This window comes from Corallococcus sp. CA053C (genome assembly GCF_003611675.1).
GTDB lineage: Bacteria > Myxococcota > Myxococcia > Myxococcales > Myxococcaceae > Corallococcus.
In genome coordinates this window covers 35,367-53,109 of record NZ_RAWA01000001.1, presented here as the reverse complement: position 1 = coordinate 53,109, position 17,743 = coordinate 35,367, and the positions used below count along the sequence as shown (strand labels likewise).

16 protein-coding genes are annotated in these 17,743 nt (G+C 64.8%); 7 read left to right on the top strand and 9 right to left on the bottom strand.

From position 1 onward, the window contains the following. Nucleotides 1–46 precede the first annotated feature (46 nt). Entirely contained in the window at nucleotides 47–1,306 is a 1,260-nt protein-coding gene (locus D7V97_RS00225; protein ID WP_233582416.1) for an MFS transporter, read from the bottom strand. Nucleotides 1,307–1,432: 126 nt separating this feature from the next. Here D7V97_RS00225 and D7V97_RS00220 point away from each other — a divergent pair, with 126 nt between their 5' ends. Beyond that, entirely contained in the window at nucleotides 1,433–2,329 is an 897-nt protein-coding gene (locus tag D7V97_RS00220; RefSeq protein ID WP_147444616.1) for a hypothetical protein, read from the top strand. Between the two features lie 37 nt (nucleotides 2,330–2,366). Here D7V97_RS00220 and D7V97_RS00215 read toward each other — a convergent pair whose 3' ends face one another. From D7V97_RS00215 to D7V97_RS00205, 3 genes are all read right to left on the bottom strand, one after another. After that, on the bottom strand, nucleotides 2,367–3,683 hold the full coding sequence (locus D7V97_RS00215; RefSeq protein ID WP_120608535.1) for a S41 family peptidase: 1,317 nt from the start codon (nucleotides 3,681–3,683) through the stop codon (nucleotides 2,367–2,369). Continuing rightward, a complete protein-coding gene (locus D7V97_RS00210; RefSeq protein ID WP_120608534.1) occupies nucleotides 3,680–4,174 on the bottom strand; it encodes a MarR family winged helix-turn-helix transcriptional regulator in 495 nt (164 codons plus the stop codon). Before D7V97_RS00210 ends, D7V97_RS00215 begins: the two co-directional genes overlap by 4 nt. Nucleotides 4,175–4,261: 87 nt before the next feature. Further along, on the bottom strand, nucleotides 4,262–4,822 hold the full coding sequence (locus D7V97_RS00205) for a hypothetical protein (protein WP_120608533.1): 561 nt from the start codon (nucleotides 4,820–4,822) through the stop codon (nucleotides 4,262–4,264). Nucleotides 4,823–5,145: 323 nt separating this feature from the next. On the opposite strand from D7V97_RS00205, the gene D7V97_RS00200 reads away from it, so the two are divergent. Next, the gene (locus tag D7V97_RS00200) at nucleotides 5,146–6,387 is read left to right on the top strand and encodes an SMI1/KNR4 family protein (RefSeq protein WP_120608532.1); all 1,242 of its coding nucleotides are present in this window, start codon (nucleotides 5,146–5,148) and stop codon (nucleotides 6,385–6,387) included. On the opposite strand, the gene D7V97_RS00195 is transcribed toward D7V97_RS00200, so the two are convergent. Both D7V97_RS00195 and D7V97_RS00190 read right to left on the bottom strand, forming a co-directional pair. Beyond that, on the bottom strand, nucleotides 6,377–9,127 hold the full coding sequence (locus tag D7V97_RS00195) for a cellulase family glycosylhydrolase (RefSeq protein WP_199728658.1): 2,751 nt from the start codon (nucleotides 9,125–9,127) through the stop codon (nucleotides 6,377–6,379). The genes D7V97_RS00200 and D7V97_RS00195 overlap by 11 nt on opposite strands. Nucleotides 9,128–9,336: 209 nt before the next feature. Then, nucleotides 9,337–9,804, bottom strand: coding sequence for a hypothetical protein (locus D7V97_RS00190; protein WP_120608530.1), 468 nt, complete (start codon nucleotides 9,802–9,804; stop codon nucleotides 9,337–9,339). A 268-nt stretch (nucleotides 9,805–10,072) separates the two neighbouring features. Between D7V97_RS00190 and D7V97_RS00185 the strand changes: the two genes are divergently transcribed. Then, nucleotides 10,073–10,405, top strand: a complete 333-nt coding sequence (locus D7V97_RS00185) for a hypothetical protein (protein ID WP_120608529.1) — start codon at nucleotides 10,073–10,075, stop codon at nucleotides 10,403–10,405. 353 nt (nucleotides 10,406–10,758) lie between these two features. Here D7V97_RS00185 and D7V97_RS00175 read toward each other — a convergent pair whose 3' ends face one another. Both D7V97_RS00175 and D7V97_RS00170 read right to left on the bottom strand, forming a co-directional pair. Then, the gene (locus D7V97_RS00175) at nucleotides 10,759–10,944 is read right to left on the bottom strand and encodes a hypothetical protein (RefSeq protein ID WP_120608528.1); all 186 of its coding nucleotides are present in this window, start codon (nucleotides 10,942–10,944) and stop codon (nucleotides 10,759–10,761) included. Continuing rightward, a complete protein-coding gene (locus D7V97_RS00170; protein ID WP_120608527.1) occupies nucleotides 10,941–12,044 on the bottom strand; it encodes a hypothetical protein in 1,104 nt (367 codons plus the stop codon). The genes D7V97_RS00175 and D7V97_RS00170 overlap by 4 nt, the downstream gene beginning before the upstream one ends. 786 nt (nucleotides 12,045–12,830) lie before the next feature. Here D7V97_RS00170 and D7V97_RS00165 point away from each other — a divergent pair. The 4 genes from D7V97_RS00165 to D7V97_RS00150 all read left to right on the top strand — a co-directional run bounded on the left by D7V97_RS00165 (nucleotide 12,831) and on the right by D7V97_RS00150 (nucleotide 16,732). Then, nucleotides 12,831–14,699, top strand: a complete 1,869-nt coding sequence (locus tag D7V97_RS00165) for a hypothetical protein (protein WP_147444615.1) — start codon at nucleotides 12,831–12,833, stop codon at nucleotides 14,697–14,699. Between the two features lie 293 nt (nucleotides 14,700–14,992). Beyond that, a complete protein-coding gene (locus D7V97_RS00160; protein WP_233582415.1) occupies nucleotides 14,993–15,553 on the top strand; it encodes a DapH/DapD/GlmU-related protein in 561 nt (186 codons plus the stop codon). 143 nt (nucleotides 15,554–15,696) lie between these two features. Next, nucleotides 15,697–16,056, top strand: coding sequence for a hypothetical protein (locus D7V97_RS00155; protein ID WP_120608524.1), 360 nt, complete (start codon nucleotides 15,697–15,699; stop codon nucleotides 16,054–16,056). A 61-nt stretch (nucleotides 16,057–16,117) separates the two neighbouring features. Beyond that, nucleotides 16,118–16,732 (top strand): dihydrofolate reductase family protein, encoded by a 615-nt coding sequence (locus D7V97_RS00150; RefSeq protein WP_120608523.1) that lies wholly within the window; start codon nucleotides 16,118–16,120, stop codon nucleotides 16,730–16,732. On the opposite strand, the gene D7V97_RS00145 is transcribed toward D7V97_RS00150, so the two are convergent. Next, entirely contained in the window at nucleotides 16,710–17,690 is a 981-nt protein-coding gene (locus tag D7V97_RS00145) for a hypothetical protein (protein ID WP_120608522.1), read from the bottom strand. The two genes, D7V97_RS00150 and D7V97_RS00145, sit on opposite strands and share 23 nt — an antisense overlap. Nucleotides 17,691–17,743 lie beyond the last annotated feature (53 nt).

The following is a 17,743-nucleotide window of genomic DNA, read 5'->3' as shown; positions in this document are numbered from 1 at the left end:
CGGGGGGCCCTGGCGCCCGATGAGAGAATTATTGAAATGCGAGCACTCACACAGGAGGTGACGAAGGGGCCTGCGCGTCCGGTTGGGATTGGCGCAGCAGCAGCAGTCCAGCCACCACCACGAAGGCCACGGCGGACAGGCCGAGCGAGAGGTGGATGTTGGTCACGCTCCCCAAGAGCCCCACCGTCACGCCGCTGAACGCCCGCAGGCCGGAGGCCGACATGCTGAAGAGCCCCAGCACGCGGCCCCGGATGGTATCCGGCGCATTCAGCTGCACGATGGCCTGCGTCATGCTGCTGAAGGAGAGCTCCAGGAACCCGGCCAGGAACAGCACGCCGATCGCCGCCGGATACCAGCGCATGAACGAGAACATGAAGAGCGAGCACCCCCACAGGAAGGCAATCTTCAATGCGGACGCCGCCGTCGTCGGCAGCCAGGTGCCGCGCGTCTCCAGCAGGATGCCCGCCAGCAGCGCGCCGGCCGCATCCGCGCCCAGCAGCAGCGTATAGGCCAGGCCGGGGTCTCCATGGCCCAGCTCATGGGCGAAGCCCGGCATCTGCGCCTGATAGCTGTTGCCAATGAAGAACGAGGCGGCCCCCGCCAGCAACACCATGGGCGCGACCACGGGCATCCCGCGCACGTCGCGGACCGTCTGGACGATGTCCGCGAAGCCTCGCACGGCAAGCTTGGGGCCCGTCCGCGCCCCGCGAAAGTGCCGGCCATGGGGTGCGCCCACCAGCCAGAGCACGAGGGGCAGATAGAACAGCGTGTTGACGAAGATGCCCCGGGTGGGCCCGAGCGTCCGCATGATGATGCTGCCCACCCCGGGGCCCACCAGGACGCCCAGGTAGCGGGCCGTCGCGTTCAGGCGCACCGCGCTGGCCAGGGAGGCCGTGCCCACGATGTCGTAGAGCAACATCTGGCTGGAGGTGCCCCAGAGGACCCCCGCGCAGCCGTGGAGCGTGAGCAGCACCATCGCGTGCCACAGCTGCAACGAGTCCGTGACGAAGAAGTAGCCCCACCCCGCGGAGGCGGTGATGAAGAGCACCATGCCCGCCTGGATGAGGCGTCTGGAATCGAACCGGTCATTGAGCGCGCCCACCGGCACGGAGAACATCAAGAAGGGCAGCCAGTGGGACACCACCGCGAACCCTCCCAGCGCCGCCGAGTGGAACTTCTGGAACGCCACCCAGTAGCTGATCACGTGCTCGATGTTGTCGGCCATCATCGCCAACATGAACGTGATGAGGAAGGTCCGGTAACCCGGGATGCGGAGCGCGCTCGTTGCGGCAGGGGGGATGGCCACGGTGGAGGTCAAAGGCATAAGTCGCGGTATTTTTCCGTCTATGGTGTTTTGCTTGTATTCCCTGGAAAAGGGTGTCCCAATGATGTCTTCCCATTGACCGGTGCCTTTGCCCGGAGGGTATCTGCCATGAAGAGGGTCCTTGCCGCCGCTCTTATCGTGACCGTGTCCGCCTGTGGTGGTGAAGATGGAGGCGCGGAGGCCAGCGCCTCCGAGGCGCTGGCGGGAACGAGCGCCAGTCTGGCCTGGCCCTCTCCCACCTTCATTCCACAGCCCACCGGTCCCTGTCCCGAGTTCGTGGACGGGACGCTCACGTTCCGGCCGGCGGGGATCCCGGCCCGCGCGGTTCGCATCTGGATGTCGGACGCGGCCAGGACGTTGGACGGCCCGCTCGTCTTCTACTGGCACGGCACGGGCAGCCAGCCCACGGAGGCCACCACGGGCATCGGCACGACGCAGATTGAAGCCATCAAGGCCCAGGGTGGCATTGTCGCGGCGCCGGTGCACGATCCCGCCGCGGGCACCTTCCCCTGGTTCTACGTCTCGTCGACGTCACGTGACGACGACTTCCGCGTGGCCGACGAGGTCCTGGCCTGTGCCATCCAGAAGATCGGCATCAACGTGAGCCGCATCCACAGCATGGGGATGAGCGCGGGAGGCCTGAACACCACCCAGATGAGCTACCGCCGCTCGGGATACATCGCGAGCGTGGCGACCTACTCGGGCGGGAGGATGTCCACCCTCCCGACGCAGGACCCGTCGAACAAGTTCGCCACCATGATCTTCCACGGCGGCGCGTCCGACCAGGTCGTCATCAACTTCCAGACGGCGAGCCAGAACTACTACAACGACCTGAAGTCCAAGAACCAGTTCGCCATGCTGTGCAACCACGGCCGGGGGCACACCATCCCCACGGACGCGCGCGCGGCGGTCTGGCAGTTCCTCCAGGCCCACCCCTTCGGCACCGTCCCGTCGCCCTACGCGGGGGGACTGCCGAGCACCATGCCGAGCTACTGCCAGCGCTGAGCCGCGAGGGGGGATGCGCACTGGAGCAAGCCGCACTTCACTCACGCGGATACACGCGCGGAGCGGCTTCGTCGCGCCACAGCATCTCCAGGGTCCTTCCGGTCAGCCGAACCCGCAGGGCGTCATAGCCCTCGACCGCGAAGACGTCCTGCGCGAGCGGCGACAGGCGCGCGGCCGGGCGACGGGGGAAGGCGAACCAGAGCGCTCCGTCGTCGCGTTGTACGACCTGGATCGGCTCGGCTCCGGGGCCGCTCCTGCGGTAGTGCCCGGTCAGCGTCGCGAGCGTGGCGGGCTCCACGCTGACCGGATGCAGGCGTGCCTCGATGCCGACTTCGGCCCAGCGGTAGTCCCGCCGTTGTTCGGCCGTCGCGGCGGGGGAGCGCGAGAGCCTGTCCAGCGCGTGCTTCTGCGCGGCGTCCAGGGCCTGCGCGGAGGGCGTCTCCACGTCCGGCGTGATGCCGGTGCCTTCCCAGTTGCCGTGGCTCACCGCATGCACTGGACGACCGTAGGAGACGCTGAGCATGAACCCGGGCGCCACCGGCAGCTGCTTGTTGTTGTTGGCCGCGCCCACGGTCCTGGCGCCGACCAGCTGGCCCAGCTTGAACTGCTGCACGTCGTAGGCGAACGCTTCAGCCGCCGACGCGGTCTGTCCGTCGATCAGAACGTAGAGCGGCTTGCCCTTCACCCGTCCGACCGGCAGATGTTCGAGGGTCCGCGACTGCGAGGGCGTCTCCGAGCCCTCCAGGAAGGTCAACTCCAGCGTGTCGGGCTCCATGAAGTGGCTGACCAGGTAGCGGACCGCGGCATGTGAACCCCCGCCGTTGTTGCGCAGGTCGATGATGATCGCGTCGCCATCCTTCAGGAAGCGCAGGGCGTCGTCATAGGCGGCGCCGGTCTCGTCGTTGACCCACGAGAACCCGGCGATCTTCAGGTAGCGGAGGTTGCCGGGCAGGATCTTCATCTCCACCAGGCCGTGATGGTCGCGGAGGGCCTGGCGTCGGAACCAGGCCTCTTCGCCAGCGTCGCTGTCCGGCGCGGCGAGCGCCGCGGCATAGGCTGCCGGATCCACCCGCAACGAGAGATGCCGGTCGTTGCTGACGCTGCGAAGGCCTTCGGTGATCCTGTCGGCGAAAACGATCGGGTCGTCTACGTCGCAGCGGCCCGACCTCCGCATCCGGTCGAGTTCCTTGACGATCTTCGGCCGCATCTCGGGAAAGACGTAGCCTTCCTTGAAGGCTGTCGTGATGGCCTGCAACGCCGCGTCGCGTTCTTTGGGCGAAAGGCGCTGCTGTGCCTCCACTGGCGCACCGGCAGAACCCAGCACCGCCCACAATAGAAATGTGGGGAGTCTCATTCTTGTGCGTTCTTCCTGGGGGGCTTCGGCGGCTTTGTCGACGCGAGGCGCTCGCTGAAGGGGCGCCGCTCCAGCGCCGCGATCGCTTCGCGGAGCAGCTGCGACAACGGCATCGAGAGCTCTTCGTCGAACGCCTGCGCGGCGGCTTGGGTGATGGCCCATTGCCGGCGCAGCGCCGGAACGACGGCCTCCGCGGCCGGGGTCAGGACGACGATGCGCTCGCGGGCATCTCCACCGGCGCGCAGGCTCACCAGCCCGGACCTGGCCATCTGCGAAACGGTCTGGCTCGCCGCCGAATGGCTGATGCCGGCATGCTCCGAAATCGTCCGGATCGACGCCGAGCCGAGTTCGAGCAGGGTGCGCACGACCGGTGTGTAGCGGGGTCGGTACTCGAGCGACAGTGAGCCATAGGCCTGCTCGACCGCACCATCCATCAGCTCGGTCAGATGCCTGAGCAGGGTGCCGAGCGTGGCGTCATCTGGGAGCGGCATGGCCAGACTGTATAAGCGCTGTTACATCTGCGCAAGGGCCACCCCAGGCCCAACAGGGGCCCAGGGGGGCTGTCAGCGAGGCTCAGCTCACTGGATGACGGTGACGATCTGCGTCTGGCACGTGGTCGGGTCGATGAAGGACTGGGCCGCGTCGACGGTGCAGACGGCGCCGCCGTAGGTGCCGAAGAAGACCTGCGCCGAGCAGGTCCCGGCAACGTCGCTGACCTCCACCCGCCAGACGCACGTCTTCGTGCCGGCCGGGTTCGCCGGGTCGACCGTCCAGTAGTACTGCTGCGCGATCAGCGGGGCGGGAGCGGGGGCGCTGACCTGGAACCCGCCATAGTTGGCGGTGGGCACAGGGTAGGGATTGAACACGCCGTTGAACGTCCCCGTCACCACCTGGAGGCCCAGGGAGATGTTGACGCCGGTCTGGTTGAGGACGAAGAGGTTCTCCAGGGCGGGGCCAATGGACTGTACCGACTCCCCCTTCCGCGTGGGAAGCTGGACCGCCCCCTCACGGACGCTGACGTACTCGTCACGCGTGGAGAGGAAGTCGGGGAAGCCGGACTCGATCTGCCCGGCGAGCGCGATCGACGGAGTGAGGGACAGCAGCGAGACCGCCAGGAAACGCTTCGCGTTGCTCGTCATGGACTTCTCCTGAGGTGTGGGTACGGGGTTGGCCGAAGCCAATGCCTTACTAACACCGCACTCGATTCAACTGCAAATCAAGACGAGCAATTCAGGAAGTTCCAATGCACATGAATGATTTCGGCCCGGGCGTGTTGCTCATTCGTTGAAATGCCAGTCTAAGGGATTTCCACGGGGTTCGGTAAAGACACACTCTGGGCGTGAAATAGGTCAGGGGTCGTGGTAGGAATTGGCCTGGGCCTTGGCGCGGTAGCGGCCCTGCCCGGGCGGGGCGCTGAACGTCGGACACCGCGAGCGCCGCCGATGTTAGAGGAGGGGGGGTGATGCCACTGCACTTCCTGCCCCCCGGCCTCGCTTCGCGCATCCAGCATGCCCCCTGCGCTCCGGAGCTCACGCCGGAGCAGCTGGAGCAGTTCGAGCGTGGCCTTCCGCACCCCCTGCCCGCTGACTTCCGGGAGCTCCTCGTCCGGTTCAACGGCGCGCTCCTGGGAAATTGCACCGCCGGGTTCCGCGACGGACTGGACCGGGAGGTGCGGATCGATGAGCTCCTCGGGCTGCGCGCCGAGGACCGGTTCGGACTCGAGTACGGGAACGAGCACCTCCCCTCCGACGTGGTGGTCTTCGCGCGCCAGTACGGCGCCATCAACCGCTTCGGCCTGCAGCTCGCGGACCGGCCGGACTCGCCTCGGGGAACCATCTGGTTCTTCGACAGCGATGCACCGACGGAGACCGAGGACCTCTTCGTCGCGCGGGAGTGCGCGCCGTCCTTCAGCGCGTTCCTCGCGCAGCTCACGCCGCTTCCGGACGCCGCGGTGGACCCCGCGCCCGCCGGGGACGCTCCGGATGATCCGGATGACCCCTGGCGCCATCCCGAGGCCCTCGAGAAGGTCCCCGCGGACGCGCCCACTCCCGACAGGCCGCTCGTCCTGGCCGGGCATGGGCATGCGATTGAATCCTCGCGCCTCGACGTCCACGTCAGCACGTGGGTCCCGGACCTCGAGGCCCGCGAGTACCGCTACCAGCCCGACCGCGCCACGGTGATGTACTCGCTGGAAATCCACGCGGAAGAGAGCTCCGGCGAGGATGGCGTGCCGGAGCCCTACGCGAGCACCCTCCCGGTCGCCGCGGCGAACGGAGGGCGGCATCCGAGCCTCGCCGAGTGGTCGACGCTGGTGGTGGGACCGGAAGGTGACTGGGATGCGTGGTACGGCAACGACGCGCCGAGCCTGCAGGACAACCGGCTGACGGTGCTGGAGCGCTCGGGGGCGGACCTGAGGCTGCGCTGGGAGGCGAGCTACTCGCAGTACTGCCGGGACTTCGCCTTCCTGTTCGAGGGCCCGGTCCGCTTCGAGGGGATCCGCTTCGATGTGAAGGACCCCGCGGACGTCGACCGCGTGCTCGCCTCGGCGTTTGGGGGCGGCCACCGGCCCGACGAGTGGACACGGAAGGTCGGCGAGCGCCAGGACCGCGGGGCGCAGGCTCCGGAGGACCAGCGCTACCGCTTCCCCGTCACGCTCGTGCCCCGCGAGCAGGAGGACCCGCCCGGCGCGCGCTTCAAGCCCTGATCTGGATGCCCGTCGGGCCTTGAATCGTTGCGTTCAGGGTCACCCACAATTCGTGGGTGGCGGGATTGAGGGAGACAAAAGCGCCTGCGTCCGCGCCACTGTTCACGCTGAGCGGATTGCCATCGACGGTGATGTCTGGCAGTTCCTGGGTGGTGTAGTCCTGAACCACGAAAATGGGGTTCTTCACCACCGTGTCAATGGCTGGCGTGAACGAGAAGGCCACCTGGTTGTCGCTTGCGCGCAGGTAGTAGGCGGCATAGGTGTCATTGTAGCCCTGGGTGAGGCTCTTGAGGTGGCTTGCGCCAGGCCCCCGCGCCAGCTCCGTGACCAGTGAACCGGACAGGACATCGCCGAGGGTCGCGGCATTGAGCGCCTCGACCTCCTTGAGGGTGGTGGCCACGTCCCCCGCCGGATCACCCTCCGGGGCAAAACGGAATCGGGGCCCCAGGACGATGAAGGTCGCATATGACCGATCATCACGGCCGTCGGCGCTGGCGGACCCATCGAACACATCGAATGCGGGAGCTCCAAGCCAGCCATACGGCGAGCCCCAGGCGATCAGCTTGGTGCCGGTCGCCTCGGCAGCCGGCTTGCTGGAACCCGGGTCCCAATCAAAATTCATCAACTGGTAGGGCCAACCGCTGATGCAAGGCAGGGAGTAGTGGCGGTTGTCGGATCCGAGGAGGGTGCAATTGCCTCTGTCCGGAAAGTCCTCTGCCGACGTGTGACCCCGTTCCCGCCCCACGACCCGATCCGGGTTGCCCATTTCCTTGTCTGCGACCCGCGTCTGCACGATCCCCATCTCCGCGTTTTCGTTGGCTGTCCACGCCTGCGTGAAGCACACCGCGTTGGGGGTGTTGTAGGTCCATTGCGATCTCAAGGTCAGTTGCGCATCGGTGGTCGTGAATTTCAGCCCGAAATCCCCCCACGCAACGCCGCCAATCGCGTCGCCCTGGTTCCGGCTGGCCGCACCATCGAAATTGAGCGAGCCATACGGACCGCGCACATCCATTCGGAACTTGTCGAAATCACGGTTCTGCGGGTTGGCGGTCAAGCCCATCTTCCAGGTCACTGCCCACACGGGGTGGTCGCGGCCGGTCGCCACGAACCATTCAATCACCACGGGGATCTGGATTCCAAAGCCACCGTCCTCGCGGCTTCGGTCGTACACGAGCTCAACGCGATGGATGGCATGGTGTCCGCCCAGGAAGACGGTCGTCTCCACGCGGGTCGGCGGAACGACCTTGCCCAGAGGCGAATTGCCGTTCTGGTTGTTGTGCGAGACGACATAGCCAAAGCCCGGATGGCCAAAGGCATCATCGTTGGCGCTGCGGGTTATGACCTGTTGACCGTCATTGAAGCTGAAATCGTATTGGTAGAGGTAGGCGCCCAGATGCAGCGTGCGATCCGCGTTGCGCGCATCCTTCCAGGTGACCAGATCGACCTGCCGGTCCGGTGCAAGCTCTTCCGGATCATGGCGGGTGCCGCCCTCGGCGGTGGTGATGCTGTTGGCTGAGTTGCTGATGTCTACGCCCTGGTTGAAGACCGAGGACCGCTCGGCGTCCACCTTCAAGCCATGGTCAGGGTTGTTCACGATGTCGTCGCCGAAAGGCTCGCTCAGGCCCTTGAATTGACTGGAACCCGGCGTATACAGGCCCATGTTCCGGCTTTGGCAGCCATCCGGCCACCAGCTCCATGCAAGCCACCCGATGTCATGCGTCTTGAGTGTCCGCAGCAGGTCCTGGTAGGTGAATCCGAACTGTGGCGGCTGGTTCTGCCCGAGGCCATCGAGATCATAGAAGCAATGCTGCGTCTTTCCCTCGACCTCCTCGTCCTGCTTGTTGGCGACTTCACCGAAGACGATTGGCAGGTTGGCTGCGACGGCGCTCTCGATGTGCGGCATTCCATCGTGGGCCGCCCAGTAGGAGTGGACGCTCAAGAGCAGGTTGTGGTCGGGATCGTGGTCGATCAACTCCTGTCCGATCGTGACCCACGCGTCGATTGAAGTGCCACAATCCGGCGCATCGATCATCACCGGCATGTGCAACTTCTCGCGAATGCTCGTGATCGCTGTCTTGTAGGCGTCCTTGAACTCGTCCAGCGCGGCCGGGGGGGCCACCTTCCAGCGATAGAACCCCAGCTCGTTCGCCAGGTTGATGATCAGGTATTGTCGATGCTTGTTGAGGATGCTGACAACCTCATCCGAGGTCCACCAGGGGATCAACCTTGTATTCACCACCGTTGGTTCGGAGTTGCAGGTGGCATCCCATAGACCCAGGATTGGAATCATGCGATTCGACTTGCACTGGGTCAGGAAGGCATCCAGATCCGCGCTGGTATACGCCGGACGATTGCGTTGGGGGTAGTCGATGTACCATTGAATCCGGACGGCGTTCGCGCCGGTCTGTTCAAGGTCGGCCAGCTTGCTGTCTGGCGGGAAGGTCCAGTCGTCCAGCAGCGGCAGGTTGATGCCCCGCAGGATGATCCTGTGGCCCTGCGGATCACGCAGGTGGCGTCCTTCGACCTGGAGGGTTTCGCGTGGAGCCCGCTCGCCATCCAGCAGCTTCGACCACGTGCCAGGGTCGACCACGCCATCGGCAAGCATCGCGGCCTGGAACTCCTTGACGCGCCGCAAGGTCTTGGGGCCGAAGTCGCCATCCACCGCCAGCAGGGGCAGCACGCTCGGCAACCCATTCAGCCGCGATTGCAGCAGGACCACGTCCTGGCCGTTCGCGCCCAACCTCAGTCTTCCTGGCATCGCGATCCCTCCGTCGGTGCCAGTTGCTCAGCCATTGACGGGAGGCCGCCCACGCGACCCTTGCACCAGCTGAAGGAGGCACACCTTTGGACCTGCTCCTGAAGAAGCTAGGCATCTGCCTCCGCTGGGACGGGGGCCTCGGCCCACCTTCTGCTCCTCCGCCGAGTCCCGGCCCTGCCTGACAGGCGGGGCTACAGCACTTCCTCGAGGGCGCTCTTCCAGCTGTAGCTCCCGGCCTGCTTGCCCACGATGGAGCTCTTCTCCGGGTCGATGTGGACGGTCAGCACGCCCGCGTCGAGTGAGACCCGGGTTCCGTCCGTCGACAGGCGGCAGACCGTCTGGGTGACGGCCTCCTTCACCGCCGCCTTGCCATCCATGGTGCCGCAGACCGCGACCAGGGTGCCCACGGCTGCCTTGCATGCGCCCTGGGTCCGGTCCTTCAGCGGGTCGAAGGCGGGGTAGCTCGCCTTGTCGAAGCTGCTCTTCAAGGCCGACCCGCAGGCCTTGTTGACCGCGTCCTCCTTCACCTTCAGCTCCTTGTCGTAGGCGGCCCAGCCGTTCTTCTGGGCCACGGTGAGCTTCGCGGGCTTCGAGGAGGAATCGTCGGCGATGGCGAGCGAGGCGAACAGGCAGAGACACAGGGACGGAATCCGGAACATGGAGGCTCCTGGCGGAAGCGGGTTGCGGCGGTGCGGCCCGCCGTTCCTCCAGGGAAGGGCCCCAGGGAGTTCTTTTGCATTCTTTCGTGCAGAGCCCGTCGGCTTGCGAGGTCGCGGCCAGGCAGGTTCGTGCTCTTGCTTACATTTGGGGTATTTCTCGTTTATGTCGTTTTGGTATTTATTCTAGGATGTCGGGTGTGGATGCCGTCCATCCACGTGGCGACGCGCCCTCAGGCGTTTTGATTTCACTGAGGGAGAAAGAACAACAATGAAGAAGCTTCTCCTGGGGCTCATGCTGGTCGCGGTTCCTCTCATGGGATGTGGTGCGGAGGACGCCTCGTCGGACACGGTGCAGACGGTGACGACCGAGTCCGGTCAGGGCATCAACCTGGACTTCGGCCCCATGAGCTCTGAAGAACCGCTGGCGTCGATGCAGGACTCGAGCGGCGATGTCTCCGCGATGGGGGCCGGATGCTGGGTCACGCTCTTGTACTGTAAGGACCCGCGCTACAACGGCTGGGCGACCTGTCAGCAGAACGGCAAGTGCAGCTACCAGCAGTTCAAGGACAACTGCATCGCGCTCTACAACAAGACCTGCTAGGCCTTTCGGGCCAGGGTCTCATCATGAAAAGCCCGGCGCCCGCGAGGGATGGCCGGGCTTTTCCGTGGCTTCCTGGATGATTCCTACGCCTTCAAGGTGGAGGTGCTCGAGGTCGAAGGTGCGCCCAGGGCGCGTGCGAAGCAGGTTCTCGAGCACCTTCCTGACGCATCTCGGTAACGAGACGCTCACGCAGGCAGGGGAATCACCACGAGCTCGCTCCGGCAGGTCACGTAGATGGCGCCGTCGTGCAGCAGCAGGCCTTCGAGGTCGGCGTGACCGACGTCGTGGACGGCGAGGCACTCAGGCGAGTGGAGCGACCAGACGCGGACGGTGCCGTCGGAGCTGCCGAGCCCTCAGGGAGGAACGGGCAGGTCGCCGATGTAGATGAGCGTCAACCGTGGCGCGTAGGACACCGAGAAGAAGGGGATGTTGTTGCGCTCGCAGTAGGCGCGCACCGCGGCCATTCCTTCGTCCGAGAAGTTCCCCGTGATGAAGTCGACCCCCTGTTTCTTCGCCCAGTCGAAGGACTGGCCAATCATCTGGCTGGCGATCCCCTGTCTCTGGAACGCTTCGTCGACGCCACGGTGAACGCCATGTCGAGCGCGAAGGCGGACTCGCTCGGACGCTTCACGCCGGACATGTCCAGGATGCCTCCCGCGTTGTACTGCGAGAGCTGCTGCGCGCCCTGGTACTGGTCCACCAGTCGCTTGCCCTGCGCGACGTTCGTCACCAGGGACGCGCCGTAGAAGAGGATCGACAGGCCGCCGCTCGCGAAGAAGGCGCCGGCGCCCGCGATCAGGTTGACCGCCTTGAGCGCCAGGTCGACGCGCTGCTCGTCGACGCGGGCCTGCTGGATCGTCTGGACACTCTGGAAGGCCGCATCGAAGGCCTGGAGGTTGGCCGTGCTCGGGTGGGCCACCAGCTCCGAACCCACCAACTGCGCCGCGAGCATGGCGATGGGGAAGAGGTCCGAGGCTCCCGGGGTCCCCGTGCGCAGCGCGCCGACGAGGCTGTCCACCTCCGCCAGCCGGGCATCCAGCGTCGCGACGACCTGGGAGGCGTCCCGCGTTCCGAGCAGCGTGCCGAGGTCCAGCGCCGCCAGCTCCGGGTACTGCTTGCGCGCGTAATCGAGCTGCTCCCCGGCCCGCTTCACGGACTCCGACAGGGCAACCCCGGCCGCGTGGGGTGGCCCCATGAGCACATCCATGGTGGGGCGGAAGTCCTGGAGCGCCGAGGCGAGCTCCGGGTTGGGGCCCTGGGGCAGCAGCGGGCCGCTGCCGGAGAGCGGCCCCCTCGCCGTATCGAGGTCCTTGAGGAGTCGCTGATAGAGCGCCGGGTCCTGCGTGAGCTGTTCGAAGGAGACCTGGGCCCACGACGGATCCACGGCCTGCGCGAAGGGCCGCAGGGTGTCGAAGCGCTCCGGCATGAGGGGGAGCTGCGTGGACGCCAGGACGTAGTTGGCCAGCGTCTGGGTCTGCCGTGCGACGGTCTGCATTCCAAGCAGCGCATTGGGATCCGCGGCGAGCCGGTCCCGGCTGGCCTGGAGGGCCGTCTGCATGGAGGTGGCCTGCTCCAGGGCCAGGGTGCGCACCAGCCCATCGAAGTTCGCCGGGGTGGGCACCGCGAGGTACGCGTCCATGGCGGCCGCTGGCCACCCGCCTGGTGCCGCTCGGCTTGGGCTGAAGGAAGAAGCCGTCGCCCCGTGCGCGAGGCCACGGCGTCCAGGGAGGGTGCGCAGGAACTTCGCGCTGAATGTGTTCGCCTGCCCTCGGTGTGGAGGCCCCGCGCACTGCCCGGGCTGCACCCGTCCGCAGTCCTCCTCGGCCCCTCCACCCTCACAGCCGCACCCATTTTTATGTGTACGCGCCTATTTTCAGGTGCATGAGTATTCTTTGTGAAGATACGTATGTGCATGTATTTTTTGTGTGTCGCGGCCTCCTGAGACCAAGGGCTGTCACCCATTCATTTCACAGTAATTCCGATTAGTCATTGTCCGGGGGCGCTGTGTCATGGAGCCATGCAGGCGTTCGAACCCTGGAGTACCAGCGTTCCGTCCGTCTGGCGCGGTGGATTATTCCAGTCCAATCCCTCCTGTTGCTGGATCCACCCGGTCGTCACTTGCATTGGTTTTTATTACTTGTTAGAGAATGACTCACGGTGCGGGAAGCTTCACGGGGAGACGCATGATAAAAAAACTTGCGTGTCGTTGGAGTGACCCAGATTCCTGGGTTGCTCTCCTCGCTCCCCTGCGCGCCAACACCCACCCACCTGCATGCCAATGACAGGGAGGGGCTGGAGAGGCTGACAGAGGCCCCTTGTCATTCACGAATTTCAGCAGGCTGTGCCTGTTGAGACGGCGACGTCGCTCTTTGAGAGGCGACGCCGTTCACCGGCGCGATGCGCCATTCCAAGCAAGGAGAACACCATGGTAGATATCGTTACAGACGGAATCATGGCAGTCTTTTCACCCGCGGAAGATGGCAAGAGCCTGCTTATTGCTGTTGGAGAAAAAGCGGCGGATTCATCGCTGATCTGGCAACCGTTATGGACGGCGTTCGAGGTCAACGGCATTGCGAACAATCCGCCAGCGGTAGCGTCATGCAACGGCCTGACCTACGTGTTCTATCCAAGCGCGCCATCGGATACCCAATACCTGTTCTACAACACCTGGAATGGGACTGCGTGGTCGGGTCAGACGGAAGTAAAGGTCGCTGAAACCGCCACCGGAGCCGGTGCAGTGACCTTCAATGGCCAGGTGTATGTCTTCTGGCAGGGCGTGCAAGCCACGGGGCTCAACGGGCCGAACGGTACGCTGTTCTACTGCATCATGGGCCAGAGCTTTTACTGGCAGATCGGCACGGGTCCGGTCATGTCCGACTGCCCCTCCGCGGTCGTCTTCAACGGTGAGCTCTATGTCTTCTACCAGGGGGCTGATAACGACGGGAGCCTTTGGTATACGAAGTCGAGCGACGGAAGCTCTGGCTCTTGGAGCAGCAGCACCCAGGTGCCCAACGTCGGGATGTCAACATCCCCTGCGACCGCGGTGTTCACCAATCCTTCCACCGGCCAGGACGAACTCTATGTCTTTCACCAAGGGGGATCGGTTGATGGCCAGCTCTGGTACAACGTCCTGGATACGGCGGGAAACTGGGCCGGCGACAAGCAGATAACGAGTGTGTCCATGTCCAATGTGCCGGGCGCCACCGTCGTGAACGGCATCCTCTACGTGCTCTACGAGGGGGGCGGGAATGACGACATGTTCTATTATGTCAGTTCATCGGACGGAAGCACCTGGAGCACACCGCTTTGGGTCAAGGGCACTGCGCTATCAGTCGCTCCGTCCCTGGCTGTGCTGAACTCCCAGCTCATTTGCATGATGCAGGGTCCCGGAACCGACGGCCAACTCTTCTATGCTCTGCTCGCGCCGCAAAGTTCCGGCGGGAGTCTGAGCGGACCGTATATGACCGGGGCTCCGAGCACGCTCTCTCAGTCACCGGGCCTCATGGCCTACAACAATCTGATCTATTGCTTCTACCAAGGGGCAGGCAATTCCGGGGCACTGTATTATGTCACGTACGGCCAGAACGGCTGGTCTTCGCCGGTCATCCTGCTGGGCGGTGGAGGTATGACTGCCTCACCCAGTCCCGTCGCATTCGACGGTTCGCTCTACGTGTTCTTCCAGCAGCCTGGCAATGCACTTTGCTACCTCCAATCCTACGATGGTGGAGCGAGCTGGGATCCCTCGGGCCCGATGCCCGATAGAGCCCTGTGGAGCTCACCCGCGACAACGGTTTTGGGCGATAATCTCTACGTCTTTCATGCGGCTGCGAACGACAACGGCAAGCTGTACTGCTCGGTGCGCAACACCAGTTCTGGGTGGGGAGCAGATACCGAGGTGAACATCACTGCCCTGACGGGTGTGTATGGGACGTACAGCACATATACCTCGCCAGCGGCGTGCACGTACTCAGGCAACGTCTACGTGGCGTACACCACCGGAAACTATATCTGCATGGTGGCATACACGCCGAGCACGACCGAATACGTCATCGATGTTGGAAGCTCTCCGACAAACATCGCCTTTGTTTCGTATGACAACGGCAGCGGGACTCAGCTCTACTGCTTCTACCAGAGTGGCACGAGCGGGGACCTGTATTACATCTCGTCATCCGATCCGCTTTACAACCAGTGGTCTGCGCCTGTCGCGATCAGCAACATCCCGCCTACGTCCAGTCCGCCTGGCGCCATCTCAGAGCTTGTCGATGTGGGCATCAGTTGCCTGATGATGTTCTGACAGGAGAGGGGCCTCATGGAGGTGCGTCGCCACTGACCACCTCATGGGCAGTCATTCGTGGGTGCTGTAAGGCGCGGATTGGGTGCGCTTGCTCGACGTCGCGATCCAGTTCGGGCGGCATGGGGAGTCCGGTGCGGATTCGCCATGCCGTTCGGCGTTCGCGCCGTTGCCTGGATGCACGGCGCAAGGTGTCCTTGACGCACCGATGACGCAGCGACCGGGTCTTGGGTAGGCACCGCTGGACGTGCGTGGGGGGAGGGCGCGAAGCTCGTGGAATGCCCATTGACCGTCTCATGCGCATCCACAGCCCCGAGTCCCAGGCGATCGGGGAGAGGGTTCTCAGCCCCGAGTTCACGGCGATGAGCCAGAGGGTGCTGCGGGTCACCGAGCTGACGTCGCGCCTCAACGTCCTGCCTTTCGACGACGAGGCGGGCAAGGCAGCGCTGTTCGAGCAGATCCTGGGCCGACCGCTCCCGGGAAGGGTGACGATCTATCCGCCCTTCTACACGGACCACGGCCTTCATCTGGAGCTTTCCGAGCGCGTGTTCATCAATCAGGGCTGCACGTTCCTCGACTACGCCGGCATTCGGCTGGGCAAAGGGGTGATGGTCGGCCCGAAGGCCACATTCATCACCGTCAGCCATCCGGTCGACCCGGGCGAGCGGCGGCTGTACCTCACGGGCGCACCCATCGACGTGGCGGACAACGTGTGGATCGGCGCGGGCGCGACGATCATGCCCGGGGTCCGTATCGGGCGTGACGCCGTGGTCGCGGCCGGGGCGGTCGTCGTCGACGACGTGCCTGCGGCGAGCCTGGTGACCGGCCCCAAGGCGACCGTTCGCCGACGGTGGTGATGCTCGAGCGCGCTCCAGGCGATCGGACTGGCTGTCGGGCACCACCCCATGAGCAGGGCCATCGGGTTCCGCGGGAGACCGTCTGGGTGCCCCGAGGTTCCGTTCGCGCGTGGCGGCGGACGGGATGCGCTACGCTCCCCGACATGGCTCCCTCACCCTTCCAGGCGGAGTTCCGCGTGCGCATCGGTCCGGACTGGGTGCCGCTCGAATCCCTGGAGGGATTGGAAGCCGAAGCCGTGGATATGTATCTGCGTCACCCGCCCGTGAGCTGTTGCAGCTTCCAGGGTGGCTTCTTCATCGATGTCGGAGGCCAGCCCTTCAGCGATGACGGCTCGGTGGATGAGTTCTGGATGACCTGGAGCTGGTTCTTCGCGCTGAAGGCGCTGCTCGATGGCGCGGAGGAGACGGGCGCCCAGCCCTGGGAGGAGTTCGTCACGGCCCTCCGCCTTCCCCGCGATGTCTTGGAAGAGGTCGCCTCGAAGGTGGGCCTGGAGCAACCTTGAGCGAACCTTGAGCCCCGCATACCGCTGAACGCAGTCTCCGCCCCTCGAAAGGAACCTCGCCATGTCGAAGGTTGTCGCAATCATGTCCATGTCGCTCGACGGCTACGTCGCTGACCGCAACGATGGCGTGGCCGAAGTGTTCGACTGGTACTTCACCTCGGGGGACGTCGAATTCCCCACCGGAGGGGCGGACCCCATGACGTTCAAGGTGTCCGGTCCGAGCGCCGAGCACCTGCGCGGTCTCTGGTCCGAACTGGGTGCCGTGCTCACCGGCCGACGCACTTTCGACGTCGCCCAGGGCTGGGGCGGAAATCACGCGTGGGGACCCGCATTCGTCCTGACCCACCACATCCCCGCCGGATGGCCGCGACCCGACTCGACGGTCCACTTCGTGACCGACGGCATCGAAAGCGCCGTGAACCAGGCCAAGGCCGCTGCCGCCGGGAAGGCCGTGGGGGTCCATGGCGCTGACACCATCCAGCAGTGCCTGAATGCGGGCCTCCTCGACGAACTCCACATCGACATCGCGGCGGTTCTTCTGGGCTCCGGAGTTCGACTCTTTGACCACCTCACCGGTACGCCAGCCGTCCTTGGCAACCCGACGGTGACCGCGGGCGTCGGCGTGACCCACCTGCGCTACCCGGTACGCTCGATCACCCCGGGTCGAGGGAGTTGATGGCTTTACGGGCCATGGGTTGGATGACCATGTAGTAGAAGCCGTTGGTCTCCAACGGCGCGGGCGCGGCCCCGAACCCCCCAAAGCCGTGGTCATCCCGCAGCGTGTTGGCGACAAGCACTTCGTTGGCCTTCTTCAGTTCCGGATACTCCCCCTGCTTCCAATTGAAATAACCAGGGGTCTGGTAGACACGGAACGGACCCGAGTTGTTCACGCCACGAAGTTCCGTGAACGACGTGGCCTCGCTGTTCAACGTCCTGACGTCCGTCCCTCTGGCCCCGGGGCCAAACCGCAGTTTGTTGAACGCGTTCTGGTGCATCCCCGTGATGGAGCCGAAGACCGCCTCTGCCTCGTTCTTCCCGGCGAAGGTGGCGCCGCCCAGGCGGAAGTTCACGCCCTGGTCGAAGTTGCTACCGTACTTGTTAGAAGCGGCAAGCAGAAAGCTGCCCAGGCATTGGTTTTCCACGCCACCGGCACCCGCGCGGGAAAAGCTGATGAAGCTGTCAAGGAAGCGATCCGCGGGATAGGTGTGGATCCATTTGCTGGGTCCAATCTTCAGGTCCAGCACGATGCCCACACGCGTCCCCGCGATGAAGGACTTGGTCAGGTCACCGATGGCGTAGCTGGTGTAACCGACGCCAATCTGAGCAATCCACTTCCGCAGCATGGTCCGGGCATTTGGCATGACCGGAGTTTCGGGTTCGAGCGTGGCGGCGAGGGAAACGACGGAGAGGTCACCCTCGCCAATATGGTAGAACGCCGGACGGGCATCCATGGGGAACAGCGAGCTCACGGAGGCACCCTCCACGGGGGCGGGGTGCTTGTAGATGGTGACGGTCCAGCCGCACGCGATCCAGCTGAGGATGTTGAACGCTGACAGGTAGTTGATGGGACCGTTCCCAATCCAGACGCAGTTGATTTTCTTCTGTGCCTTGGGAAGCTCTGCCAGTGTGGGCATGATAAAATCCTGTCGCGTGGAGAAGACCCTGCCGGGGAGCATCTCCTGGCGGT

Coding starts and splice junctions, on each gene's coding strand:
- D7V97_RS00160 (WP_233582415.1), top strand. CDS start 14,993: ATGCGCATCCACAGCCCCGAGTCCCAGGCGATCGGGGAGAGGGTTCTC.
- D7V97_RS00190 (WP_120608530.1), bottom strand. CDS start 9,804: ATGTTCCGGATTCCGTCCCTGTGTCTCTGCCTGTTCGCCTCGCTCGCC.
- D7V97_RS00205 (WP_120608533.1), bottom strand. CDS start 4,822: ATGACGAGCAACGCGAAGCGTTTCCTGGCGGTCTCGCTGCTGTCCCTC.
- D7V97_RS00215 (WP_120608535.1), bottom strand. CDS start 3,683: ATGAGACTCCCCACATTTCTATTGTGGGCGGTGCTGGGTTCTGCCGGT.
- D7V97_RS00150 (WP_120608523.1), top strand. CDS start 16,118: ATGTCGAAGGTTGTCGCAATCATGTCCATGTCGCTCGACGGCTACGTC.
- D7V97_RS00165 (WP_147444615.1), top strand. CDS start 12,831: ATGGTAGATATCGTTACAGACGGAATCATGGCAGTCTTTTCACCCGCG.
- D7V97_RS00155 (WP_120608524.1), top strand. CDS start 15,697: ATGGCTCCCTCACCCTTCCAGGCGGAGTTCCGCGTGCGCATCGGTCCG.
- D7V97_RS00170 (WP_120608527.1), bottom strand. CDS start 12,044: ATGGACGCGTACCTCGCGGTGCCCACCCCGGCGAACTTCGATGGGCTG.
- D7V97_RS00220 (WP_147444616.1), top strand. CDS start 1,433: ATGAAGAGGGTCCTTGCCGCCGCTCTTATCGTGACCGTGTCCGCCTGT.
- D7V97_RS00200 (WP_120608532.1), top strand. CDS start 5,146: ATGCCACTGCACTTCCTGCCCCCCGGCCTCGCTTCGCGCATCCAGCAT.
- D7V97_RS00210 (WP_120608534.1), bottom strand. CDS start 4,174: ATGCCGCTCCCAGATGACGCCACGCTCGGCACCCTGCTCAGGCATCTG.
- D7V97_RS00145 (WP_120608522.1), bottom strand. CDS start 17,690: ATGCCCACACTGGCAGAGCTTCCCAAGGCACAGAAGAAAATCAACTGC.
- D7V97_RS00175 (WP_120608528.1), bottom strand. CDS start 10,944: ATGATTGGCCAGTCCTTCGACTGGGCGAAGAAACAGGGGGTCGACTTC.
- D7V97_RS00185 (WP_120608529.1), top strand. CDS start 10,073: ATGAAGAAGCTTCTCCTGGGGCTCATGCTGGTCGCGGTTCCTCTCATG.